The organism is Falsihalocynthiibacter sp. CO-5D18, from assembly GCF_041205445.1.
Lineage (GTDB): Bacteria > Pseudomonadota > Alphaproteobacteria > Rhodobacterales > Rhodobacteraceae > Falsihalocynthiibacter > Falsihalocynthiibacter arcticus.
Genome location: NZ_JBGFCF010000002.1, coordinates 67,548 through 91,284 on the forward strand (window position 1 = coordinate 67,548; position 23,737 = coordinate 91,284).

Consider the following 23,737-nt stretch of genomic DNA (forward strand, 5'->3'; position numbering starts at 1 on the left):
GAAATTATTTGCCGTAAACGTAATTTGGAAGCCACAAAGCGATCTGTGGGAAAAGCATAATCAAGGTCAGCGCCAACAGCATCACCAACACAAACGGCAGGATTGAGCCGTAGATGTCCTTAAGGGTGATTTCCGGTGGAGCCATGGCCCGCATCAGGAACAGATTATAGCCAAAAGGCGGCGTCATATAAGCAATTTGTGTCGTGATTGTGTAAAGGACACCATACCAAATCAGGTCAAACCCAAGGACTTGCACCAAGGGCACATACAGGGGTGCCACAATCACAAGCATCGCAGTATCGTCAAGAAAAGTCCCCATAATAAGGAACGAAAGCTGCATCAGGATCAGGATCATCCAAGGATTTAAGCCAAGTTGATCGGTGAATAGACTGTCGATAGCCTTCACCGCGCCAAGTCCATCAAACACCGCGCCAAAGCCGAGTGCGGCGAGGATAATCCACATGAACATACAGGAGATCAGCAACGTGTTGCGCACGGAGTTCTCGAAAACTTCAGAGTTCATCCGCCCCTTAAGGACCGCCGCCAAAAAGGCCGTCATTGCGCCAATCGCAGAACTTTCCACAAGGCTTGTCCAGCCATTTACAAAGGGAACCATCATCGCAAAAAAGATGATGAGGGGGAGGAGGCCCGAGAACAGAAGGCGGTTCTTTTCTTTGAGAAAAACGTCCTTATAGAAAAGAGGTATGCTGCGGGTCACATAGGCGAGCCCACCAACTGCCAGCGCGAGCACAAGGATGGTTTTGGCCGTAACAGACTCTGCTTGCAGAAGGAAGGGGAGCATCAAAAAGGCGGCGATGATTACAAAATTGATCCGCAAAGGATGTTCCGAGACGCGGTCATATTCGGCCAAGTCTTCGGGCTTCATCGCGGGTCCAAGCTCTGGATTCAGTTTGCAGCGGATCACGATATAAAGAATGAACATAGCGGCCATCATCAAGCCCGGAACCACTCCGGCAAGCCATAGCTGCCCGACGGGTTGGCGCGCAATCATCGCATAAAGCACAAGCACGACCGAAGGCGGTACAAGAATTCCTAGCGAACTCCCCGCTTGAATAACCCCCGTCACCATCCTCTTGTCATACCCACGCCGCAGAAGTTCAGGTAGGGCAATCGTCGCCCCAATCGCCATCCCCGCCACCGAAAGGCCGTTCATAGCCGAAACCAAAACCATCAAGCCGATCGTGCCAATAGCGAGCCCGCCGTTTAGTGGCCCCATCCAAACGTGGAACATTTTATAGAGGTCGTCGGCAATTTTACTTTCCGACAGGACATAGCCCATGAAAATAAACATCGGTAACGTGAGTAGGGGGTACCATTTCATCAGCTTCATCGCGCTGGAGAATGGAATATCACTACCGCCAGTACCCCAAAGGGTTAGGGCGGCAACCGCCGCGACGCCGCCGATCGCGCCAAACACCCGTTGGCCGGTCATCATCATTAGCATCATGGTGGCAAACATGAAGATTGCGATCATTTCGTAGGACATTAGAGGCGTACTCCCTTGAGGGTCGCAATATCTTTGAGGAGTTCGGAAATCGCCTGCAAAAGCATCAAGAAAATCCCAATGCACATCGTGATTTTGATCGGCCACATGTACGGACGCCAAGCGGTTGGCGAGCGCTCGCCGCCGTATTTGAAGGAATAAGCGGTGCTGTCGTAGGCGCCATAAAGCAAGACACCGAGATAGAAGATGAGGAATAGCACCGTGAAAACGTCAAACCACGCTTTTTTCCGCGTCGACCACTCGCCATAAAACAAATCCATCCGCACATTCGCGCCCTCTTGGATCGAATAAGGACCGCCAAGCATGTAATAGGCGACCATGGCAAACTGCGCGATTTCTAGCGTCCAAAGCGAAGGATTGAAGGCGATTTTGGAGACAGACGACCACATGAGGATCGCGATCATTACGAAAATCCCATACATTGTTATGCGCCCAAGGCGACGATTGAAGCCGTCAACAATGCGGACATATACACGGATAAATGGGATCATTCTGTCGACTCCTGAGGGGTCGGAACACCAATGTCGTTAAGAGACTTCCTCAAAATCCGTAAAAGCATTTGCGCAATTTCCTGTCGTTGCTCTGGCGTCGCTAAAAGGTCGTTCCTGATTTCGAGCATAACATTCGCAATGCCATTTTCAACGCCATGAACTTTGAGCGTGTGGGTCACCCCGTGTTCTGGACCGTAGGGTTCGTTGCGCAGGGTCAAAAGGGTTGTTTCTTGGGGGGCGTTCTTGAGCATCGCGTCGGCAAGACGGCTGTCAGAATCGTGCAAAACACCTAATTCGACGGCGCGGGGGGTGCCGTGATAAATAGGGGTGAAACTGTGGACCGTTACGATGGCTTCAATGCCTGTTGCCATCATCTCAGTGAGGGCGGCGCAAAATGGTACGTAGTAGTTTTTTGTACGCGCAGCGCGCTGGGCCTCGGTCAGGGCAAGATTCCCAGGAACATCAAACTGTTCGCTTTTGGCGGGCATCGCATCGAGCGCTTCAGGTGGGCGGTTGCAATCGTAAACAAGCCGCGAAACACCTGAAGCAACGAGTGGGGCGTTGAGGCCAAGAGCCAACATCTGCGCAACGTCAAAAGCGCCCGGATCCCACGCTGCGTGACTTTCGCGCGCGACATCCGTCAGCCCCAAGCCGTCAAATTCCGTTGGAATAAACCGCGACGCGTGTTCGCAAACAATTGCGATGGGCGTCGCGCCTTCGCGGTTTACGAATACGGCCGGTTTCCCCTCGATGTCTTCTAGTCTTAACATTCACCCACCCAAATCAACGCTTCCAAAGATGGCGCTTTGAAAGTATTGTTTCAGAACGCATCACTCTGTCAACTCTTTTACGAAAGCATTTCCTTCACGAAAACGCATTCCCTTGGTATACGCATAAAAAAGGGGCCTATTTTGACCAGTACACCAGAGACTATATCCGATATTCTGCGTGCCAGCTTCGCAAACCTGACCCGCGCGGAACGCCAACTTGCGGATTCGCTCCTGCAAAACTATCCCATGTCAGGTCTTGGCTCGATCACGATGGTCGCTCACGACGCGGAGGTTTCGACGCCAACGGTCGTACGGATGGTACAGAAGCTTGGCTTCTCGGGGTTCCCTGAATTTCAACGTGCACTACGCGGCGAGTTGCAAGCGCAGATTTCTGACCCGATAGAAAAACACGATACATGGGCGGGGCGTGCGCCCACCGAGCATATTCTCAATCGTTTCACCGATGCGGTTATGGGAAATATCCGCCAGACCTTGGGGCAAATTGAAACGACGGGCTTTGACGAAGCTTGCGACCTTTTGGCGGATATGGATCGCGGAATCTATGTTGTGGGCGGTCGTATTACGCGCGCTTTGGCGGATTACTTTTTCCTCCACATGCAGGTTTTGCGTCCAAATGTGACCCATATTCAGTCAATATCCAATGCATGGCCGCACTACCTTCTTGAGGTCAAAGAAGGTGATGTCGTGGTGATTTTCGACGTGCGGCGCTATGAAAACTCGACGCTTAAACTCGCGGAACTTGCCGCCGAGAAGGGCGCGAAAATCATCTTGTTCACTGATCAATGGCAATCGCCGATCGAGAAGATTGCGACACATACATTTAGCTGTCGCATTATCGTGCCTTCTGCTTGGGACAGCTCTATTGTGCCTATGCTTTTGTTGGAAACGGTGGTGGCATCGGTACAGGAGCGCACGTGGGATACCACGCGGCCACGGATGGAAGCGCTCGAAGATATGTTCGACCGCACCCGATTTTTTCGGAAGTTTACCTAGGATCTAGAAGTCGACTTCGACGCCGGGAAGTTTAAGGACTTTGACCAACTCGCGCAGCTCTTGACGGGCCGCGACGTTAGAGATGTTCATCTGGCCTTTGACACCGATATCGCGCAGGTCGAGTAGCGTGAGGCCCTTGGGGAACAATTCGCGGAAAATGACCCGCTCGCCGAAACCGTTCGCAGTGCGAAAGCCAATGCGCTTGGAAAGGTCTTCCATCGCTTGGCCCATTTTTATCTTGTTATGCATGTTTTGCGCGGCAAGACGGTTACGCACAACGATCCAATCAATCGGCGGCAGACCAGCTTGAGCACGCAGTTGCCGCGCGTTCCACACCATTTCCGAATAAACCGACGGTCCGAGGATTTTGTTTGTTTCGGGGTCCACACGGGCCAAAAGATCGAAATCCACAAAGCTATCGTTGAGCGGGCTAACCAATGTGTCGGCAAGCGAGTGCGCAACTTGGGACAGGCGCGTATGGCTTCCCGGACAGTCAATAAGAATAAAATCGCAGGTTGGCTCCAAGGTCGCGACGGCCGCTGACAGGCGGTGGTCATAGATATTTTCACCGGGTTCGAGAGCGGTGGAGTCGATTTCGGGAAGGTCTTGGTAATCAGGGCAGGCGAGCGTGAGATCATGCTTTTCTGCATAGGCTTTGCGGTTTTCGATATACCGACCAAAACTTTTTTGACGCAAATCCAGATCAAGCGCCCCAACCGAATGCCCCATGCGAACCAGCGCCGTTGCCAGATGCATCGAAGTTGTCGATTTGCCTGAACCGCCTTTTTCATTCCCCACAACGATAATATGCGCCAAATCTTTTCCCCTTCAAAGTCCTGCCAGTAGCCCCAGCTAATGGGGACACTATATGTTGTGATTTTCCTTATGGGAAGCCATCGCAGGCGGCAAGAGAATATGAAAGATTGTCGGCATTGGATTGGAATTATGCTCGCCAGAATTCGCTGTAGGCGTATAGTTCCTTCACGAGTATTTTACGGGAGAGAATTATGACGGAAAGTAATGATATGACAGGTTTGGCGCGCACCGCATTGGATCATTTGAAACAAGGGGAACTTGCTTTGGGTTCGCATTGGGAAGCTGCGCATGAAATCTGTCAGGCCTATGAGGACGTCCAGATAATGAACCGCATTCATGCTTTGTGTCACCGCATAGAGGGCGACATCCCAAATGCGGGATATTGGGATCGTATGGGCGGGCAGGAAACTCCGACAGGAACTTTAACCGACGAGTGGAACGGTCTTAACCAATCTCTTGCAGAAGCATAGGCCGTCAGAAATGCGCACAAAAAAACCCGACTGCAAAACAGCCGGGTTTTTTGATAAATATCGTGGACAGCTTAGAAGCCAAGACCAGCGTATTTGTTTTTGAACTTGGAAACACGTCCGCCAGCATCCAAAAGACGCGAGCTGCCGCCATTCCATGCGGGGTGCACGGAGGGATCGATTTCCAAGGAAAGCTGGTCGCCCTCTTTGCCGTATGTCGAACGCATAGGAACGATTGTACCGTCTGTCATCTTGACGTTGATGAAGTGGTAGTCGGGGTGAATATCTTTTTTCATGGCCCTTTTCCTTACGCTTCTTTTTTGGGTTTATAGTTTGTAACTTCGGCGATACGTGCGGATTTACCACGACGTTCACGCAGATAGTACAATTTGGCGCGACGGACTTTACCGCGGCGAACCACGGTGATGCTGTCGATGTTTGTGGAGTGCAGTGGGAATACGCGCTCTACACCTTCACCAAAAGAAATTTTGCGAACTGTGAACGAACCAGCAATGCCGGAACCGTTTTTACGGGCGATACAAACGCCTTCGTAGTTCTGTACACGAGAGCGCGTGCCCTCGGTTACCTTGTAACCAACGCGGATAGTGTCACCCGCTTTGAAATCTGGAATGTCTTTTGCAAGGTTTGCGACTTGCTCAGCTTCCAATTGTGCAATCAGGTTCATCTGATTTACTCCATAAATGCTCGCGGTTTTTTCCACGAAGTTTGTGCGGTCTAAGTGCTCTTGGTCATTCACCGGGTCCCGAAAAATCAGCCCGCCAGAGATAAGATCGTCATTCCTTTGAGAGGTAGCCCACAAGCGGTTGATGCACATAACACCCAAACAGAAGAATGTTTGGTTTGACGCGCCCCGCGTTAGGGATAGCCCTTAGTACCTGAAACAAGAACCCAAACAGAATCATCCACCCAGTTTTCTCATCTCAAGTCTGCGCGGTATAGGCGCAAAAAGGCCTAGGGGCAAGCCCCAAGCGACCACAAAGTTGCCTGCGAAGACCTAAGGAAAGCCCCGTTAAATAAGGGACAAAATTGCCATGCAGCACAGGATGACGATCATTGCCCAGCTAAAGACATAAACCCCTGTTCGGATGCCTTGCGTCGGCTTTCCCACGTTTCTCAAGTAGATCAGCGCGTAAACGATGCGTCCCAAAAGGAAGAGGACCATCAATAGATTGACCCACCAACTTGGGGCGCCAACGAGTATGCATGAAAACAACGCAATCGCCGCGGCGGCCAAGTTCTCCACGCCGTTTTGGTGCGAACGATCTAGGCGATACAACGCGGTCTCATAGTCGGCTTTGGGTGAACTTCCGGGGGTGATCGCGGCCGATGCCTTGGCGGCCCCCACCATTGCGCCTTGAACCAAAACAATTAAAACAAACACGAGGAGCGATAGTATCGCGGTCGAATAGGCGGCTACAAATTCCATTTGAGTTCTCCCTAAATGAGTTTCTGTGTTTCAATAGGGGAAGGAAAGCCTAGGTATGTCAAGGTCTTCCACGCTTAGGGCGCCCGTCATTTAGGCCGTTTCTGGTAGGCTTCCCATAGGTCTGGACGCCGATCTCGCGTGATTTTTTCTGACTGCTCGTGGCGCCATTTTTCAACTTTCGCGTGGTTGCCTGAGGTGAGGACCGCTGGGATTTCATGGCCTTCCCAAATCGCAGGACGCGTGTATTGTGCGTGTTCTAGTAGGCCGTTTGAAAAGCTCTCTTCTTCGGTCGACACGTGATTTCCAAGGACATCCGGCAGCAACCGCACCGTGGCGTCAATCATGGCTTGGGCGGCAATTTCACCACCGGTTAAAACGAAATCCCCAAGGCTCACCTCTTCGATTTCATAATGCTCCAAAACACGTTCATCCACGCCCTCAAACCGTCCACACAGGATGGTCATTCCCTCGGCTTGTGCGAACTTCTGGGCCATCGCTTGCGTAAGCGGTTTGCCCCGTGGTGACATATAAATAACAGGCCAGCGCGCGCGATCCTTTGGTGCGCCGTGTGTCGCATGTTCTAGCGCTTTGCCAACCACATCGGCCCGCAATACCATCCCCGCACCCCCTCCTGACGGCGTGTCATCGACGTTTTTGTGCCGTCCGTCGCCATAGCTACGCAAGTCGATGGTCTCCAGCGCCCAAAGCCCCTCCTTTAAGGCCTTCCCCGTCAAAGATGCACCCAATATCCCCGGAAAAACTTCCGGAAAAAGCGTGACGATCTTGGCGGTCCACGCACCCTTTAGGCGGGGGGTGTCCGTCATCAATTCGCGTGGTTTCAGGGACGTGCTTATAGACAAACGGCCGTGGGACTTTGTGGCGAGGGCTCTTTTCATTGGTGGGATTGTCATGAAATATCTCTTGTTTTTAGCGTGTTGCCTGTGTTTTCGCGCCGTGCAGGTGAAAGTTTTGCACGGAGACTGTCCTGCATCCAGAGCAAATCAAGGAGTGCTTTTGCGGGGCCGCGATGGCAGCGTCGGACAATTGGTCGCGACTGCAATAGAATATTTGGTCCCCAAACAGGGCTGAGATTCGCTCAAAATAGGCCAGAAGCGACGTGGCTCCAGTTTTGTAAAACCCTGCGTGAATGATGATCCTAGTCGTCATCAGGAAACACGCCCTCGGGCGGGTCAACAATCAAGCGGCCAGACGCCAGATCGACGGTCGGAACCACCGCATGTGTAAAGGGCATAAGGACGGTGGCCTTCAGATTTGGGCCCGCAATTTCAAGAATGTCGCTGGCGCCGTGGTTGACAACCTTCTGGACTTTACCAAGGAGGGCTCCGCCGGTATCCAAAACATCTAACCCAATGAGATCACTGTGATAAAACTCATCATCCGGCAAGCTTGGAAGAACGTCACGATCTACATAAAGCAGTGTGTTTGTGAGCGCATCAGCCTGTTCTTTGGTGAAGATACCCTCGACGCGGGCGGAAAATCCGTTCTTTACAGCGCGGGTTATGCCAACAATATATTCGATCTCGCCATCTTCAGAAGAGAGCAAGCCATAAGTCTCGATGGCGGCGGGATCCGCGCAATAACTCTTGAGGCGCACTTCGCCCTGAACGCCGTAGGAACCCGCAAAGGCACCCACACAAATTTTGTCTTTGGACACTGCGGTCTCCTAACGGGTTTCGACGGTCAAATGGGGAGCTCTTTGTTCCCATCCAGCGCGTTCAAGTTCGGGGCTATCCATATCATCTTCGGGCCAACCCATGCACAGAAAAGCGACGAGTCGCCAGTCTTTTGGCACGTCTAGTTCGGCGCAAAGTTTTGGGGCGTCAAGGATGGATACCCAACCTACGCCAAGACCATGCGCGCGGGCAAGAAGCCACATTTGCGTAACGGCCGAAACAACCGAATATCGGCGCATTTCCGGCATGGTTTGTGCGCCCAGACCTGCGCCTTTTTCGGTGCTCTCGTCGCAGAAAATAGCCAGTTGAACAGGGGCGTCTTTCATGCCGGAAAGTTTGAGGTTTGCATAGAGTTTTGCGCGGTCACCGACCTGACCCTCAAGGGCTTTTTTGTTTTCAATTTCAAAGTTTTGCAAAGCGGCAGCGCGGGCTTGGGCGCTGTGTACTTTTATGATCCGCCAAGGTTCGGACAATCCCACCGAGGGGGCGAGCGAAAAGCTGGCGAGGCAGAGGTCGACTAACGCGGGATCGACGGGGTCTGTGCGGAAGCGGCGCACATCGCGCCGCCACCGAAAAAGTTGGCCCAAGTCTTGCCGAAACTCGTCTGAAAACTCGGGCATGATTTGGACCTAACTATTTGATTACTCGGCAGATACTTCTTCTGCTGGTGCAGCGGCAGCTTCGGCTGCTGTTACTGCTTTAGCGGCTTTTTCTTCGGCGCGTTCTGTGGCTTTTTTGCCTGGGATTGCGCGCTTAGGGTTGCTGCGTGTTTTTGCTTCAAGAACGCCAGCGGCTTCGAGGAAACGTGCTACGCGGTCAGAAGGTTGCGCGCCTTGGTCAAGCCAATGTTTTACGCGCTCAAGGTCGAGCTGTACGCGCTCTTCGCTGTCTTTTGCGAGAAGGGGGTTATATGTGCCCAATTTCTCGATGAAGCGGCCATCGCGTGGCATACGGCTGTCTGCTGCGACAACACGGTAGAAAGGGCGTTTTTTGCTGCCGCCACGGGCAAGGCGAATTTTCATAGCCATAGTAGTAGTCTCCTAAGTTTTATTTGTTTCCAGCATCTTATGTCTGGGGTTGTTTGATTATTCAGTATGTTTTTTGTGATGTTGAATCACTTCTTGAATGATGAAATTCAAGAAATTCTTAGCGAATTCGGGGTCCAGACCTGCTTCTTTTGCGAGATCTTCGAGGCGGGCAATTTGCGCCGCTTCACGGGTAGGATCGGAGGGCGGGAGCGCGTGTTCGGCCTTGAGGGCGCCCACGGCTTGGGTGTGTTTAAACCGCTCGCCCAGAGTATAAACAAGGATGGCATCGAGGCGGTCGATGCTCTCGCGATGCGACTTTAGAACCTCGGCGGCGCGGGTGATATTATCGGTCATTTGACCCCCCAAAACAGCGATGAGTTTGCCATATGAATTGCATATGTTTTGCATATGATTTTTTTCACGCGTAGGCCTCCACAGAACCGTCGGTGTCGTCGACGGCAGCCAACGGATAACGAAAGACCAAACAGGTTTCGTTTTGGGGCTTTGTTGCTTTGTTGTCGATACGCGCGCCGAGCTTGGCGGCGAGTAGAATGGAGCGTCCGTTTTCGGGGTCGATGTAGCTGACCAGCGAGGTCAGGGGAAGGTTGGCAACGGCCCAATTGCGCACGGCGATCGCGGCTTCGGCGGCATAGCCTTTGCGGCTGTGGCCCTCAAATAACATCCAGCCCAATTCGACTTCGGGGAAATGCTTGGGTTGGTTCACGGAGATTTGGCCGATCATCGTGCCATCGGGCAGGGTGATGGCCCAGCCGCCCATGCCCAAAAGCTCCCACGCGCCGACGTCGGCGGCGAAGCCTTGCCACAGACGGGCATCGGAAATCGGCGCCCCAACGAACTTTGCGCGGTCCGTGTCAAAAAACGCGCGCAACGGTTCGAAGTCTGCGAGGATATGTCCCCGCAAAACGAGCCGTTTGGTTTTTATGACGGGCGCCTTGTTCATTTACTTCTTTTTCCCAAAACCAGAGAGGCCCATGGGCAAGCCGCCCGGTGCGCCAAGACCCGGAAGTTTGCCGCCCATTTGCTTGGCCGCCGCTTCCAGCGCTTTTGGATCCATTTGACCCATGGCTTGCGAGGGGTCCATGCCCTCGGGCATACCGCCTTTGCCAAACATGCCTTTCATCGCCTGTTTGAGCATGCCGCCCTTGCCCATCTTCTTCATCATGTCGCCCATTTGGCGCTGCATTTTGAGAAGTTTGTTCAAGTCGGAGACTTCAAGACCCGCACCCTTGGCGATGCGCTTTTTGCGCGACGCTTGCAGGAGGGCAGGGTTGGCGCGCTCTTTTTTGGTCATCGATTGGATCAGCGCGATTTGCCGCGTGAGGACTTTGTCGTCCATACCAGCGCCTTGTGCCTGTTTGGCCATTTTGCCCATGCCCGGCATCATCCCCATGATACCTTCCATGCCACCCATCTTAATCATTTGCTCAAGTTGGGATTTGAGATCGTTCATGTTGAATTGGCCCTTTTGGAACCGTTTCATCATGCGTTCGGCCTGTGCGGCCTCGATGGTTTCTTGGGCTTTTTCAACGAGGGCGACGATATCGCCCATCCCCAAAATGCGGCCCGCGATACGGTCAGGCTCGAAGGTATCGAGCGCGTCCATTTTCTCGCCGAGGCCGACAAAGCGGATCGGTTTGCCCGTGACGGCCCGCATAGAGAGAGCAGCACCACCGCGACCGTCGCCGTCCATACGGGTGAGGACCACGCCGGTAATGCCGACTTTGGCGTCGAATTCTTCGGCCACTTCGACCGCGACTTGGCCTGTGAGGCCGTCAACGACGAGGAGGGTTTCGCGCGGGTTGACCGCGTTGCGCACGTCTTCGACTTCTTGCATCAAGGTTTCGTCGATGTGCAAGCGGCCCGCGGTATCGAGCATATAGACGTCGTAGCCGCCAAGGGTGGCTTGTTGTTTGGCGCGTTTGGCGATTTGAACAGCGGATTCGCCGGCCACGATGGGCAGGGTATCAACGCCAATTTGGGTGCCAAGGATCGCAAGCTGTTGTTGCGCCGCAGGACGGTAAATATCGAGCGAGGCCATCAGCACGCGTTTGCCGTTTTTCTCGGTCAGGCGTTTTGCGAGTTTACCGGTGGTGGTGGTCTTACCGGAGCCTTGCAGACCGACCATCAGGATCGGGGCAGGGGCGTTATCAATTTTGAGCGCACCCGGATCGCCTTCGCCCGTGAGGACATGAACGAGTTCGTCGTGGACGATTTTGACGACTTGCTGACCGGGGGTGATGGATTTGGTAACCGCTTGGCCAGTGGCTTTGTCTTGGATAGCCTTAACGAAATCGCGGGCAACGGGCAGGGAAACGTCGGCCTCAAGCAGGGCGACGCGCACTTCGCGCAGAGCTGTTTTGACGTCATCCTCAGAGAGGGCGCCTTGTTTTGTGAGCCGATCAAAGACGCCACCAAGACGTTCAGATAGGTTTTCAAACATTATCGCGGCTCCTTCGCCATTACCATTTGCCCATAAGATATGCTGGGCGCGACCAATTGTAAGGTAGCGAACTACCAAACCACAACGACACCCGTGGGCGCAACGCGCTGACGGATGGCGATCCCTACTAAAGCGGGGACCGAAGGCGTGGAACCCTCGGGATATGGTGCGCGTTTATGGGGTCAGGGGAAGAGAGTCAAGAGAGGGAAGGCCCCCGTGGTTGGGGCCCTCCGGATTTTTGCTTAAGCGGCGATTTTGGTCAATTCGGTTTTTGCCGTGGTGATGGCGGCCTCGGTGCCACCAGACGCGCCAACCAAGGTCACGTTGGTAATGCCGATGAAGTTAAAGACTTGGCGCGCGTGGGCCGAGAAGAAATCAACGGGGGAGCCAAGAGCCACGCCGCCCGAAGAGACAATGATCGTGACGGGTTTGTCGTCGAGCAGGCCAACGGGGCCAGTTTCGGTATATTTGAACGTGACGCCAGCGCGCGCGATTTGGTCGACCCATGCTTTGAACGCCGCAGGGGCGGAGAAGTTATAGAGTGGGGTGGTCAGGACGATTTCATCGGCGGCAATCAGTTCCGCGACCAGTTCGTCGGACAATGCGAGCGTTGCTTTTTGCGCGGTGGTGCGGGCTTCTGGCGGGGTGAAGGTGGCACCGACCCATGTTTCGTTGATCTGTGGGATGCCTTGGGCAAGGTCACGGGTTGTGACGGTTGCGTTTGGTTTTTGGGCGATAAAGTCGTCGCCAAGGTCGCGAGAGACTGAACCTTGGTAACGGGCAGAGGCGTCAATGCGCAGAATGTTATGGGTCATTTCAGGAGCCTTTCAGGCGGAAGTGTTTCTGTTGACCCAACATTTATGCATTGCGGGAATGAACACAACTCGCATATATCAACACTAAATGTGTGAATACGCACGGATTGACGGAGAGGGTATTATGTCCAGCTGGGATGAGATTAGAACGGCCTATCATGTCGCGCGTGTTGGGACGGTGAGCGGGGCCGCCGAGGTCTTGGGAGTGCACCATGCAACGGTCATTCGCCATATTGATGCGCTGGAAGAGAGCCTGCAAACCAAGCTGTTCCAACGCCATGCGCGTGGCTATACGCCGACCGAAGCGGGGCAGGAACTGCTGCGGGTGGCACGTATCACTGACGATCAGTTCACCCAGATGACAGGGCGCATTCGGGGGCAGGGCGAAGAGGTGAGCGGCGAGTTGGTCATCACCAGTCTGCCCTCAATGGCGCGGTATTTGGCGCCGGTCTTGGCGGAGTTCCAACGTTTGCATCCCAGTGTTATTGTGCGGTTTCTGACGGGCGAGCGGCTGTTTCGGCTTGAATACGGCGAGGCACATGTGGCGATCCGCACGGGAAATCCACCCCAAGAGGCGGACAATGTGGTGCAGAAATTCCGTCCGACACTGATCGGGTTGTATGCGCATAAAAGCTATGTTGCACGCAATGGTCAGTTGCAGGGCGAAGGTGATCTGCCCAACCATATTTTCGTTGGCGTCGATACCGCACACGCCCGCGCACCCTTTTTCAGCTGGCTAGATCAGCGTGTTTCGCGCGATCGGATCCGGTTTCGCTTTAATAACGCGGATGATGGGACGGCGGCGATCGAGGCGGGGGCTGGCTTGGGGTTTATGACCGAGAGCATGGCCAAAAAGAATCCGGATTTGATCGAGCAATTGCCGCCGCGCGACGAATGGGCCGCGCCCAATTGGATCGTGACCCATGTGGATCTACATCGTACGCCCAAGGTGCAAGCTTTTCTGACGTTCCTTAAGCAAGCGATGAAAGATTTGCCGGATGAGTGAGGCGACTCTCGGGGGGGAAGGCCTTCACATACGGCGACGCGAAATGGCGGGTCACGCGGCGATGCTGTTGTTTTCTGTTATCGTTGCGGGGTCGTTTAGCTTGGGGGGGATGGTGGCGAATGATATCGCGCCTGCTGCCCTGAACTTGCTGAGGTTTTGGATCGCGGCGCTGGTGTTGCTCGTGGTAATTCTATGGTTTGAACCCGCGCCATTGCGGGCGCTAAAGGCGGCGGCCAAGGCTCCGTGGCGCTATGCGGTCACGGGCGGGTTAATCGGCTCTTATATGATACTGATGTTTGAGGGGTTAAAAACGGCCCCTCCCATTTCGACGGCGGCGGTGTTTACGCTCACACCGCTTATTACGGCGGGGTTCGCGTTTTTGGTATTACGCCAAGTGCTGCCGATGCGGGTGTTTTGGGTGCTGATCCTTGGCGGGATTGGCGCGCTTTGGGTGGTGTTTCGGGCAGATGTGGGCGCGTTGATGCGGTTTGAGGTGGCGCGCGGCGAGCTGGTCTTTTTCATCGGAGCTTGCGCCCATGCTCTCTATATACCGCTGCTGCGCAAATTTAACCGTGGTGAGAGCGGCGTTGTTTTTGTGATGTATGCCCTTGTTGCGGGGAGCTTGCTGATGCTGGTTGTCGGCGGGCGCGAGATTTTTGCGACGGATTGGGCACAGCTGCCGCCACTTGTTTGGTTTACGATTTTTTACACGGCGGTTTTTGCGACGGCGGGAAGTCTGAGCCTGATCCATTTTGGCTCGATGCGCCTGTCGGGGGCCAAGGTGATGGCCTATACCTATCTTGTGCCAAGTTGGGTGATCTTGCTGGAAATCTTGCTCGGACATGGCGCGCCAAGTGGGGCGAGTTTGGTCGGGGTTGCTCTGACGGTGGGGGCGCTGCTGCTCTTGCTCCGGCAGGATTAAGCCAGTTTGTTTTCCGCGAGGAAACTTTCGAACGCGTCCAAATTGATCGCCTCAAATTGGCCAAAGCTTTGCATCCAGACCGAGGCCTCTTTGAGGGCGTCAGGCTCGAGTTTGCACCATTTCACTCGTCCGCGCTTTTCCTGAGAGATCAGCCCCGCGCGGGACAGGATGGCGAGATGTTTGGAAATCGCCGCCAGCGACATCTCGAAGGGTTCGGCCACATCGGTCACGGCCATATCGTCCTCAAGCAACATCGCAAGGATGACGCGGCGGGTTGGATCGGAGAGGGCGGAAAAGGCGAGGTCGAGAGCTGCTGTCATAGCGTAGAGATAGCGTGGGTTGTATGAAACCTCAACCTTTTGGTTAAGCGTTTGACGCCTAATAGGAAGGCCGATTGCGCGAAACACGGGGCGCGGGATGTTCGTCAACCGAATGGTTGAATATCGAAATCCTGTGGAAATGGTCCCGGTTTCAAGGGGGACGCGGCACGGCGAATCTTGGGTGATGTAAATTATCGTTATGTTTCAGATGGTTGCGCGGAAAATTTTCTTAAAAATGCTGCATTGACTCGGAGGGGGAGTGTTTCTAGGTTGCCGCGAAGACTTAGGGGCCAGTTTGATGACTGATATGCAGGATCCAAACAAGCTGAAGGCGTTGGACGACAAAATCGCCCGGCTCAAAAAGAGCCACGCGCCGGAACCTAAGAAAGACGAGCACTATTCCTTAGCCAATCATGCATGGCGGATGGTGATCGAGTTGGTGGCCGGTCTTGGGATCGGCTTTGGCATCGGATACGGGTTGGATGTTCTGTTTGGGACGCTGCCGATATTCTTGGTGCTGTTTACATTTCTGGGGTTTGCCGCGGGGGTCAAGACGATGATCAAAACGGCGAGCGAACTTCAGTCCGAACAAATTGCCGCACAAGCGGCGAAGGAAAACGAGGCGGCCAAGGCTGCTGAAACGACGAAGGACTAAACATGGCGGAACAAGCCCCAAAAACAGGCTCCTCTAACGGGAAATTTGCTTTGTACGGCGCACTTGCGCTGATGGTTCTGGCGATTCTTTTCTTGCAACCAGAAGTAAGAGAATTGGCAATCCACCCGATGGACCAGTTTAACATCCTACCGTTGTTTGGCGGTCATGGGGGCGAACTTCACTGGTACACGCCGACAAACGCGACGCTTTGGATGATGATTACCGTTGCGGTGATCGTTCTTCTGCTGGTGTTTGGCTCAAGTGGTCGTGCCGTGGTGCCATCGCGCACCCAAAGCATCGGCGAGATGATTTACGGTTTCGTTTATAAAATGGTCGAAGACGTTGCGGGCAAGGATGCACTGAAATTCTTTCCTTACATCATGACATTGTTCCTGTTTATCATGGTGTCCAATGTCATGGGTTTGATCCCGTTGTCCTTTACTTCAACATCGCATATCGCGGTCACAGCGATCCTCGCACTGCTGGTGTTCTTTACGGTGACCATCGTTGGTTTCGTGAAGCACGGGTTTGGCTTTTTGGGTCTGTTCTGGGTCGCTTCTGCGCCACTGGCATTACGTCCAGTCCTCGCCATCATCGAGATTATCTCTTACTTCGTGCGCCCCGTTTCCCACTCCATTCGTTTGGCGGGTAACGTCATGGCGGGCCACGCCGTTATCAAAGTTTTCGCAGGGTTTGCCGGCGCGCTGGGCGTATTTGCCTTTATGCCGATCCTTGCCATCACGGCAGTTTATGCCCTCGAAGTTCTCGTGGCCTTCATTCAGGCCTACGTTTTCACCATTCTGACTTGCGTGTACTTGAAAGACGCGCTGCATCCGTCGCACTAAGCGGATCAAGTTTGAACTCTCTCACCTCAATTTAATAGATACCCACCGTAAGGAGAAATATCATGGAAGTACTCGCAGCAGCAGCACTTGGCAAATTCATCGGCGCAGGCCTCGCAGCAATCGGTTCCGGCGCAGCCGCTATCGGTGTTGGCCACGTCGCAGGCAACTTCCTTGCCGGCGCACTTCGCAACCCATCCGCAGCCGCAGGTCAAACTGCGACTCTCTTCATCGGCATCGCGTTTGCTGAGGCTCTTGGGATCTTCTCGTTCCTCGTAGCTCTCTTGCTTATGTTTGCTGTTTAAGTCTCACGGACCATCCTTACGTGCGGGGGGGCGCTTTGGCGCTCTCTCGTTGTAAACAAGGTTCCTGGAGGACGACATGGCAAATGACGCACAAAGCGGCACAACCGAAGCCGCACACGAAATAGCGAAACTCGCGAAAGAGCACGCCATTGGAGAGGCCGCACACGTGCCTGAATCCGCTGGTATGCCGCAACTCGATTTTTCGACGTTCCCAAACCAGATTTTCTGGCTGGCCGTCACACTGGTTGTGATCTACCTCGTTTTGACAAAGGTTGCCTTGCCTCGCATCGCAACAGTTTTGGCCGAACGTCAGGGCACAATCACCGGTGACATCGCCGCAGCAGAAGAGCTCAAAGCCAAAGCACATGAAGCGGAAGAAGCCTATCTTAAGGCCCTTGCCAACGCCCGTGCCGAAGCAGCGCGCATCGCCGCCGAGACAAAAGCCGAAGTTCAGGTTGATCTGGATCTCGCGATTGCCAAAGCGGATGCTGAGATCGCGGTCCAAACCGCCGAAAGCGCAAAGGCCATTGCGGCCATTCGTGACGGCGCAAAAGACAGCGTGATTACGGTTGCTAAAGATACGGCAAAAGAGATCGTTTCGGCCTTTGGCACCAAAGCCGATGCTGCAACACTCAAAGCTGCGGTTACCGCACGGATGAAAGGGTAATACGATGAAACATCTCGCTTTCCTCCTTGCTTTCACAGCAACGCCTGCTCTGGCTGCATCTGGTCCGTTTTTCTCTCTGGCCAACACAAACTTCGTTGTCCTGCTGGCCTTTATCCTTTTCATCGCGGTTTTGTTGAAGTTCAACGTTCCCGCCATGTTGACGGGCCAGTTGGATGCACGCGCCGAAGGGATCAAAAAGGATCTCGACGAAGCTCGTGCCCTACGCGACGAAGCCCGCGGCCTTTTGGCGGATTACGAACGCAAGCAAAAAGAAGTCCAAACGCAAGCTGACGGTATTGTTGCTGCGGCCAAAGAAGAGGCACGTGTTGTCGCTGAAGTGGCTAAAGCGGACCTGCAGACTTCGATTGAACGTCGTATTGCTGGTGCAAAAGATCAAATCGCTTCGGCCCAAGCCGCAGCCATCAGAGAAGTGCGCGACACAGCCATTACGGTTGCGATTGGCGCGGCCCGTGATGTTATCGCGGCAAACACCTCTGCGGCGGACGGTAACAAGCTGATTGAAGATGCGATCAAAGAAGTTGGCGCAAAACTGCACTAATTTCGAACGCTGAAGACTTTATAAGAACCCGGTCCCTGTGGCCGGGTTTTTTGTTTTAAAGCCGCTATTCTTTGCCGTAATAGCCATCGTAACGATAGCCGGTGTGTTTGCTTTCATCGTGGTTCAAAAGCGTGACGACGGGGGTGTCGGGGCGCAAGCTCGCGGTGAGTTGGCCAAAGGCCGCACGCAGGTCGCGCTGTTCGGTCACGCCAAACCGCACACAATCTACCACCACATCCGCATGGGGCGCGATATAGCGCGCGTCCACCACAGGCAGCAGCGGGGATGTGTCTAGAATGATGATATCCATCGCCATTTTGGCGGTTTCCAGCAGGTTTTTAAACGTGTCGGACTGAAGAAGCTGGTCGGTTGGCACATCAGCGCGGTCCCGACCCAAAATCACACCAAGGTTGGATTTCGGGTCGGATGTGTAAAACTCAGAGCCATCCGCGACGGTCCTGTCGCCGCTGAGAAACTCCTGCAAACTGGTGTCAGGTTTAAGGTCAAGGTATATATGCTGGGAGGGCTTGCGCAGATCGGCGTCAATCAACAGGGTCGATTTTCCCGCAGCGGCGTAAGTGCGGGCGAGGCCAAGGGCGACCGTGCTTTTGCCTTCAGCGGGAATGGAGGAGGTAACCATAATAACGGTGCATGTAGGCGGCGTTTGCGGGGCGGTCTGGGCGCGCAAACTCTGGTCGATTGCGCTGCGCAGAAGACGCAGAGATTCGGCATAAACCGAAAGCGGCGCATCAAGGACGTAATCGGCGATAGAGCTTTGATCCGGCGCGAGATCCATGCGCGGAACGGCGGTCGCAACGGGCACGGGTAGGACATTGGCGAGTTGGGTCGTGGAGGAAATGCCGCCAACGTAATACTCGCTGAGAAAGGCCAATCCAACACCAAGCACCAGCGCAATTATCACCGCCAGCACAAGGATCAGGTTCTTGTTAGGAAAACTCGCGCGTGAGGGCGCAAGGGCGGCGGACACGATGCGGGTATCGGCCACATGTACCAGCGCTTGGGCCTGTAGCTCAGCGGCGCGTGACAGGAGGGTTGTATAATGGCGCTGCGCGATGTCGGCCTCTTGTTGCAGCTGATAAATTTGGGCGAGGGTGGTGGGCGACAGATCGCCCGACAGAACGGTGGTGCGCAGAGTTCTGCGTTGATCCCGTTGCACCATTTCCAACTGTGTGGCGTCGAGTCTGAGGTCGGAAACCGCCATGGATGTGCGGGTTTCAAGGTTTTTCTCAAGGGCGGTGAGCCGTCCCCGCAGCTCGATTGCATCAGGGGTGCTGGCATCGGTTTGGCCCAATTTTTGCGAAAGGTCAGCCCGTTGTTGCGTGAGGTCTTTGAGGGCCTCGTCGCCCAAAGTCTGGGCCAACGTGTTCCAATCGCGCACCTCAAATGCCGCCTGCGCCTGAGTGACGCGCACCTCGGCCTCAAGGTGAAAAGCGTTGGTCTCCTGCAATTGCGCGCGCAAAGAGTGGAGGGAGGCGTTGCCGCTCTCTTGGGTAAGACGAAAAAGATTTGCGTCGATATAGCGGTCAAACGCGCCCTCGGTTTGCGCCAAAACATCGCGGGCCGAGGCAATTTGTCCCTGTAGAATATCGCGGGCGGCGAGGGTTGCGTTTACCTTGGATTGCACTTGGAGGTTGATATAGGTTTGCGAAAGGGAATTAGCCAATTCGGCGGCGTGGTGGCGATCTTGAGAGGTGGCGGTGACAGAAATTAGGTAGGTTTGCCCCATGCGACGGATCGTCGTGGATCTATCGAATTTCTCCAGAACACGGTTCACCAAATCCGGCCCCGTTGGCGGCTTGTTGGCGGCAATTCCGAGAAGTGTTTTGGCGCGCTCAGTTAAGCCCAACTGGAACTTATAGAGAGGATGATCCACGAGTTGGGAACGCTCGATCGTCGCAAGCGCAACTGTATTTGACTTGAGGATCAGGACTTCGCTTTCGATGCGCGCATTGTCTCTGGAACCCGGGGAGGCATAGCTTTCGTTGGGCGCGAGCAGGTTTTTCTGGTCGGTGTCCACAAACAGCCACGCGGTCGCCGAGTACAGTGGGGTGACGTAAAAAAGGTAGATCAAGGCCGCGCCAAGGACGAGCGCCATCGACAGGCCAATCAGGCGGATTTTTCGGCGCAAGAGGTTCCAAATTTCGCGAAGGTCAAAGGCGCTGGCGGATCCAGATTTCATGTTTGCATCTTTCCGTGTGGTCAGTGTCTCAAAATGGTTCGTGGTTAACCTTGATTAATATTCCTTAATTTACGGTTAAGTGATGCTGCGATTTTTGCGCGGTTGGACCGCGGCGAGGCCCATTGCGAAAACTGCGGTAAAAACAAACGCGTTTGCCTGCATTTCAAGGCTGAAATCGACCAAGGAGTGCGTGCCTGCGAGGACAAGGATGGCGAGGGCGGATGTGGCGATTGGATCCTGCGGGTTTGGCGCGCGCACCAACTTTCTGCCCCCCCAAAGGAGAGCCAGAAGTGGGAGGGAACCAAAGATAACTCCGCTTTGAATCCAAAGCGTTAGGTATGAATTATGCGCGTATTCCCAGACCACATCCCTCGCAAGGGGCGGGGCGTGTTGAAGGGCGAAACTTTGGGGGAAGGAGTCCAGACCAAAGCCGGTGAATGGGCGGATTTTTAGGAGCTTGAAGGATTGCGCCCAAAGTTCGCGGCGACCTTCGGAATCGATAAGGGAAAAAAATGCGCGTTCGGCGAGATTTTCGGCGAAAAGAAGGATGAGGGGGAGTAAAACAACGGCAAAAATGAACCAAGTTTTGGCAGGCTTCATTCGGTAAATAACGACGGACGTGCCGAGGGCCGTGGCAAAAACGCCCATGCGCGATTGGGTCGATACGAGGGCGATGGCGATGAGGGCGAGGCACATCCAAAGGAGGGCTGTTTCGAGGCGGATTGTGGTGGTTGTAGAGGGGAGCTTGTTGGTGCGATCTAGGATCATAGCAAGGCCAAGGCAAAGACCCATTCCGAGGAAAGTGGCGAAGGAATTCCGATTGATAAACGTACCTGTTGCTGACCCCAAATAGGCCGTTTTTTCACCGACCAAAGTGACATCTCCCAACAGCTTGAGCGCGACCATGGACCATGCGGCATGAAGGGAAATGCCGAGGAACAGCGCCCAAGCCATACGCTTAAGAAGGGACTGCCGCGTGGCGGTTTCAAAAATAAGGAAAAACAGGACGCCATAGCCAGAGATTCGCAGGGTGCCGAGGGCGGTGGCAGCGGGGGTTAGGCTTATGTAATCACTAGGTAAATATAGCTGTAGGTCGTTGGGAAGTTTAAGGTTTAAAGGACCAAGGGGCAGGGCTTGGAGGAGGGCGTAGATAACAAAGGGTATACCAAGAGCGAAGGCCGGCCAAACGGCCCTTGATCGCAGTTTTCGGGCAGGTGTTTTGACGGAAAGCACCACCACATAGAGGAGAAGGAGAATAGTCAAAACAAAGGTCCAGGCCATCCATGGTACGGGCCGATTTGAACCCAGAGGTAAGGGGGCAAGGAGGAGGAGGATTGTGAGGGTCCATGCGAATTTTTTGTGGAGGCTTCTAGGGCTCCAACTAGCTTTGGAATTGCTCATATTGCCGCCTGAACCGCATCAAGGAAGGCGCGCTGAATGTCGGGCGGGTGCTGTTCCACGAGGAAAAGTATGCGCTCCTTTTGGTCGGGCCAATCAAGGTAAATTCGCGCCAAATATGGCTGGTTGCGATACCCGCTAAGCAGCAGGGAAATGTCGCGATCGAGAGCTAGCGCGTAGGGTGGTGTCAGGGCAAGTCCGAGGGCAAAGGCAAGTTCAACGCGATATGCAGCCAGCCAACCTTCATTTGGGGCCGTTTTTTGCGCGAGACTTAAGGCTTCATTAACCTGAACTATGTCATTTTGGACGAACATCGCGTTGGCAAGGGCAAGTCGCGCCAAGGAATCTGTTGGCGATTTTGTGAGAGTTTCAGCGGCTATCTGAGAACAGTTACGGGCGAACGCGAGGCGGTCTGCTTGGGGAAAAAACAGGGCATCAGGCGTCTGTTGGTCCTCAATGCAAGGAATAACGAGAGCGGAACGGTATCGAATAGAGCGCGGCGAGGGAATGGTTTTCTCCGATTGGCGCAGAGATAGAAGTTGAACGAAATACGGCAATTGAATGTGACGAAGAGCGGCGAGTTCGGTGCGACCAAAGGAAAAAGAAAGAGCAGCAATGCACAGCGCGAGAAGGGCAAGAAAGATGTGAGTGACAGGCACAGGTTTTGAATTCCTAGCGCAAAGCGAGTTGAAATGTACTCTTTTCGTAGGTGAAAAAATATCGAAAAACAAGCGTATAGGTTGCATTTCTGGATCGCCACACACGCGGTTTGGAAGGGCGAAAAATGAGAAAGGACCAAAAGTGTCAGTAAGTTTAGCGAAAATTTTGGCAGTGACGCTGGCGATTTTGGTTTTTGGGCTAGGGCCACGGCCTTCTTTTGCACAAGGCCTAGACTTCGGTCGTGAGCAACTCGTCTCCTCTTGTTCGACCTCATCAAACGGCTGCAATAGTGCAGTTGAGGTTGCAATCAAGCGGCTAATGGCAGCGGGTCTTGCCCCCGCACGCTTTAATTCACAATTGGGCGTCGTTGCAGGGGCCATTGCTGAAGCGGCACACAGTTCAAACCGACAGTATTTCAGGGATCTTGACGAAGCAATGGGGAGAGTCGCCAACGCATCCTCGAATGCCGCTCAAGCGTCCGCGATCCGGCGCGGGGCAAACCAGGCTTCTAGAGGGAATTCACGGCGTGGGCACCGAGGCTGGCGCGGCAATCGTGGTCACAGGGGGCACGGGCCCATCTTTGGATCCAGTCCTAGTTAGAAACCGGTCTTAGATTTGGTAATAGTCCCGGTACCAAGCCACAAATTTCGCCACCCCATCCCGAAATTCGGTTTGAGGTTGGTACCCTGTCAGTGTTCTGAGCAAATCGGCGTTCGCCCATGTCGCAGGCACATCGCCTTTTTGCATCTCCATGTAGTTGCGTTTGGCCTTGAGACCGAGTTCGCTCTCGATTGCTTCGATGAAGTCCAAAAGGCGAATCTTGTCAGAATTTCCAATGTTTACAATTCTGTAGGGTGCGACGGGGCTTAGGCTATCCCCTTCTACGATGTCGTTTGGGGTGTCTGGGCGCACGGGTGGCGTGTCGATTAACAAGCGAATACCTTTGACCAAATCGTCTATGTAGGTGAAGTCGCGGTACATATCCCCGTTGTTATAGATATCAATCGGCGTCCCTTCGAGAATTCCTTTCGTGAACTTAAAGAGAGCCATGTCTGGGCGCCCATAGGGGCCGTAGACTGTAAAAAACCGAAACATGGTCGTCGGAAGATTCCAAAGATGCGCGTAGGAATGGCCCATGGCTTCGCCTGCTTTTTTCGTGGCGGCATAGATGGTGAGGGGTGTGTCGGCCTTCTCGGTTTCAACGAAAGGCATGGCCGTATTCGCACCGTAGGCCGAGGATGTGGATGCCATCAAAAGGTGATCTACGTTCAATTCGCGCGCACACTCCATGATGTTGAAAGTACCAACAATATTTGCATCAATATACGCCCGTGGATTCTCTAGGGAATACCTCACGCCGGCCTGCGCGGCGAGGTGAACAATAACATCGGGTTTTTCGTCCAGGCAAAAATTATGCAGGGCTTCAAAATCTTCCAGCAGCCCAATTTTGCATGAAAAGTTTGGGTTCTGATGCAGTATTTGATGACGCCGTTCTTTGAGGTGGACGTCATAGTAATCCGTCATCCCGTCATACCCAGCTACGTCAAAACCTTCGCGAAGTAACAGTTTTGCCAAATGGAAACCAATAAAACCCGCAGTTCCCGTGACCAAGATTTTTTTCATTCTGCATTGTCCTGTTACAGTACTGGAAGGTTTTACACCCGTGTTTAGGGCG

At 53.9% G+C, this 23,737-nt stretch carries 29 protein-coding genes; 9 read left to right on the top strand and 20 right to left on the bottom strand.

Annotation, left to right across the window (positions count from 1 at the left end; genetic code table 11):
• Positions 1-4: 4 nt before the first annotated feature.
• Genes AB9F27_RS02835 through AB9F27_RS02845 form a run of 3 tightly spaced genes read right to left on the bottom strand, consistent with a single transcriptional unit; the run spans position 5 to position 2,786 of the window.
• Positions 5-1,507 (bottom strand): TRAP transporter large permease subunit, encoded by a 1,503-nt coding sequence (locus AB9F27_RS02835; RefSeq protein WP_335586024.1) that lies wholly within the window; start codon positions 1,505-1,507, stop codon positions 5-7.
• A complete protein-coding gene (locus AB9F27_RS02840) occupies positions 1,507-2,016 on the bottom strand; it encodes a TRAP transporter small permease subunit (protein WP_369757515.1) in 510 nt (169 codons plus the stop codon). The genes AB9F27_RS02835 and AB9F27_RS02840 overlap by 1 nt, the downstream gene beginning before the upstream one ends.
• Positions 2,013-2,786, bottom strand: a complete 774-nt coding sequence (locus tag AB9F27_RS02845) for an N-formylglutamate amidohydrolase (RefSeq protein WP_335586025.1) — start codon at positions 2,784-2,786, stop codon at positions 2,013-2,015. The genes AB9F27_RS02840 and AB9F27_RS02845 overlap by 4 nt, the downstream gene beginning before the upstream one ends.
• Before the next feature lie 141 nt (positions 2,787-2,927).
• Between AB9F27_RS02845 and AB9F27_RS02850 the strand changes: the two genes are divergently transcribed.
• On the top strand, positions 2,928-3,800 hold the full coding sequence (locus AB9F27_RS02850) for a MurR/RpiR family transcriptional regulator (RefSeq protein ID WP_335586026.1): 873 nt from the start codon (positions 2,928-2,930) through the stop codon (positions 3,798-3,800).
• Positions 3,801-3,803: 3 nt separating this feature from the next.
• On the opposite strand, the gene AB9F27_RS02855 is transcribed toward AB9F27_RS02850, so the two are convergent.
• The gene (locus AB9F27_RS02855; protein WP_039001609.1) at positions 3,804-4,616 is read right to left on the bottom strand and encodes a division plane positioning ATPase MipZ; all 813 of its coding nucleotides are present in this window, start codon (positions 4,614-4,616) and stop codon (positions 3,804-3,806) included.
• A 191-nt stretch (positions 4,617-4,807) separates the two neighbouring features.
• Between AB9F27_RS02855 and AB9F27_RS02860 the strand changes: the two genes are divergently transcribed.
• Positions 4,808-5,086: a hypothetical protein gene (locus tag AB9F27_RS02860; RefSeq protein WP_335586027.1), complete on the top strand. Its 279-nt coding sequence runs from the start codon at positions 4,808-4,810 to the stop codon at positions 5,084-5,086.
• 71 nt (positions 5,087-5,157) lie between these two features.
• Here AB9F27_RS02860 and rpmE read toward each other — a convergent pair whose 3' ends face one another.
• The 11 genes from rpmE to AB9F27_RS02915 form a co-directional block, all read right to left on the bottom strand.
• A complete protein-coding gene (gene rpmE / locus AB9F27_RS02865) occupies positions 5,158-5,379 on the bottom strand; it encodes a 50S ribosomal protein L31 (RefSeq protein WP_039001611.1) in 222 nt (73 codons plus the stop codon).
• An 11-nt stretch (positions 5,380-5,390) separates the two neighbouring features.
• Positions 5,391-5,768, bottom strand: a complete 378-nt coding sequence (gene rplS, locus AB9F27_RS02870) for a 50S ribosomal protein L19 (RefSeq protein WP_039001659.1) — start codon at positions 5,766-5,768, stop codon at positions 5,391-5,393.
• A 345-nt stretch (positions 5,769-6,113) separates the two neighbouring features.
• Positions 6,114-6,530 (bottom strand): MAPEG family protein, encoded by a 417-nt coding sequence (locus tag AB9F27_RS02875; protein ID WP_335586028.1) that lies wholly within the window; start codon positions 6,528-6,530, stop codon positions 6,114-6,116.
• An 86-nt stretch (positions 6,531-6,616) separates the two neighbouring features.
• The gene (gene trmD / locus AB9F27_RS02880; RefSeq protein ID WP_335586029.1) at positions 6,617-7,441 is read right to left on the bottom strand and encodes a tRNA (guanosine(37)-N1)-methyltransferase TrmD; all 825 of its coding nucleotides are present in this window, start codon (positions 7,439-7,441) and stop codon (positions 6,617-6,619) included.
• Positions 7,442-7,686: 245 nt separating this feature from the next.
• Complete coding sequence (gene rimM / locus AB9F27_RS02885; RefSeq protein WP_335586030.1) at positions 7,687-8,205, bottom strand: ribosome maturation factor RimM; 519 nt, start codon at positions 8,203-8,205, stop codon at positions 7,687-7,689.
• 9 nt (positions 8,206-8,214) lie between these two features.
• Positions 8,215-8,844: a 5,6-dimethylbenzimidazole synthase gene (gene bluB, locus AB9F27_RS02890; RefSeq protein ID WP_335586031.1), complete on the bottom strand. Its 630-nt coding sequence runs from the start codon at positions 8,842-8,844 to the stop codon at positions 8,215-8,217.
• Positions 8,845-8,865: 21 nt separating this feature from the next.
• A complete protein-coding gene (gene rpsP, locus AB9F27_RS02895; RefSeq protein ID WP_335586032.1) occupies positions 8,866-9,252 on the bottom strand; it encodes a 30S ribosomal protein S16 in 387 nt (128 codons plus the stop codon).
• A gap of 57 nt (positions 9,253-9,309) precedes the next feature.
• Positions 9,310-9,606: a chorismate mutase gene (locus tag AB9F27_RS02900; protein WP_335586033.1), complete on the bottom strand. Its 297-nt coding sequence runs from the start codon at positions 9,604-9,606 to the stop codon at positions 9,310-9,312.
• Positions 9,607-9,670: 64 nt separating this feature from the next.
• On the bottom strand, positions 9,671-10,213 hold the full coding sequence (locus AB9F27_RS02905; protein ID WP_335586034.1) for a GNAT family N-acetyltransferase: 543 nt from the start codon (positions 10,211-10,213) through the stop codon (positions 9,671-9,673).
• The gene (ffh, locus tag AB9F27_RS02910; RefSeq protein ID WP_039001619.1) at positions 10,214-11,713 is read right to left on the bottom strand and encodes a signal recognition particle protein; all 1,500 of its coding nucleotides are present in this window, start codon (positions 11,711-11,713) and stop codon (positions 10,214-10,216) included. It lies immediately after the preceding gene.
• Between the two features lie 242 nt (positions 11,714-11,955).
• Positions 11,956-12,528, bottom strand: a complete 573-nt coding sequence (locus AB9F27_RS02915; RefSeq protein ID WP_335586996.1) for an NAD(P)H-dependent oxidoreductase — start codon at positions 12,526-12,528, stop codon at positions 11,956-11,958.
• A gap of 124 nt (positions 12,529-12,652) precedes the next feature.
• On the opposite strand from AB9F27_RS02915, the gene AB9F27_RS02920 reads away from it, so the two are divergent.
• The gene (locus tag AB9F27_RS02920; RefSeq protein WP_335586995.1) at positions 12,653-13,534 is read left to right on the top strand and encodes a LysR family transcriptional regulator; all 882 of its coding nucleotides are present in this window, start codon (positions 12,653-12,655) and stop codon (positions 13,532-13,534) included.
• On the top strand, positions 13,527-14,456 hold the full coding sequence (locus AB9F27_RS02925) for a DMT family transporter (protein ID WP_335586994.1): 930 nt from the start codon (positions 13,527-13,529) through the stop codon (positions 14,454-14,456). The genes AB9F27_RS02920 and AB9F27_RS02925 overlap by 8 nt, the downstream gene beginning before the upstream one ends.
• On the opposite strand, the gene AB9F27_RS02930 is transcribed toward AB9F27_RS02925, so the two are convergent.
• Positions 14,453-14,776: a metalloregulator ArsR/SmtB family transcription factor gene (locus AB9F27_RS02930; protein ID WP_335586993.1), complete on the bottom strand. Its 324-nt coding sequence runs from the start codon at positions 14,774-14,776 to the stop codon at positions 14,453-14,455. The genes AB9F27_RS02925 and AB9F27_RS02930 overlap by 4 nt on opposite strands.
• Positions 14,777-15,074: 298 nt before the next feature.
• On the opposite strand from AB9F27_RS02930, the gene AB9F27_RS02935 reads away from it, so the two are divergent.
• The 5 genes from AB9F27_RS02935 (at position 15,075) to AB9F27_RS02955 (ending at position 17,804) form a co-directional block, all read left to right on the top strand.
• Positions 15,075-15,431, top strand: coding sequence for an AtpZ/AtpI family protein (locus tag AB9F27_RS02935; RefSeq protein WP_039001623.1), 357 nt, complete (start codon positions 15,075-15,077; stop codon positions 15,429-15,431).
• Between the two features lie 71 nt (positions 15,432-15,502).
• Positions 15,503-16,276 (top strand): F0F1 ATP synthase subunit A, encoded by a 774-nt coding sequence (locus tag AB9F27_RS02940; protein WP_335586998.1) that lies wholly within the window; start codon positions 15,503-15,505, stop codon positions 16,274-16,276.
• A 62-nt stretch (positions 16,277-16,338) separates the two neighbouring features.
• Positions 16,339-16,578 carry a F0F1 ATP synthase subunit C gene (locus AB9F27_RS02945; protein WP_039001624.1) on the top strand — a complete coding sequence of 80 codons (240 nt, stop codon included), beginning with the start codon at positions 16,339-16,341 and terminating at the stop codon, positions 16,576-16,578.
• Between the two features lie 76 nt (positions 16,579-16,654).
• On the top strand, positions 16,655-17,245 hold the full coding sequence (locus tag AB9F27_RS02950; RefSeq protein ID WP_082802184.1) for a F0F1 ATP synthase subunit B': 591 nt from the start codon (positions 16,655-16,657) through the stop codon (positions 17,243-17,245).
• A gap of 4 nt (positions 17,246-17,249) precedes the next feature.
• Positions 17,250-17,804 (top strand): F0F1 ATP synthase subunit B, encoded by a 555-nt coding sequence (locus AB9F27_RS02955; RefSeq protein ID WP_039001625.1) that lies wholly within the window; start codon positions 17,250-17,252, stop codon positions 17,802-17,804.
• A 64-nt stretch (positions 17,805-17,868) separates the two neighbouring features.
• On the opposite strand, the gene AB9F27_RS02960 is transcribed toward AB9F27_RS02955, so the two are convergent.
• The 4 genes from AB9F27_RS02960 to AB9F27_RS02975 form a co-directional block, all read right to left on the bottom strand.
• Positions 17,869-20,004, bottom strand: a complete 2,136-nt coding sequence (locus AB9F27_RS02960; protein ID WP_335585041.1) for a GNVR domain-containing protein — start codon at positions 20,002-20,004, stop codon at positions 17,869-17,871.
• Between the two features lie 75 nt (positions 20,005-20,079).
• Positions 20,080-21,267, bottom strand: coding sequence for an O-antigen ligase family protein (locus tag AB9F27_RS02965; RefSeq protein ID WP_335585042.1), 1,188 nt, complete (start codon positions 21,265-21,267; stop codon positions 20,080-20,082).
• A gap of 134 nt (positions 21,268-21,401) precedes the next feature.
• Positions 21,402-22,061, bottom strand: coding sequence for a hypothetical protein (locus AB9F27_RS02970; protein WP_335585043.1), 660 nt, complete (start codon positions 22,059-22,061; stop codon positions 21,402-21,404).
• 610 nt (positions 22,062-22,671) lie between these two features.
• The gene (locus tag AB9F27_RS02975; RefSeq protein ID WP_335585044.1) at positions 22,672-23,685 is read right to left on the bottom strand and encodes an NAD-dependent epimerase/dehydratase family protein; all 1,014 of its coding nucleotides are present in this window, start codon (positions 23,683-23,685) and stop codon (positions 22,672-22,674) included.
• Between the last annotated feature and the right edge of the window lie 52 nt (positions 23,686-23,737).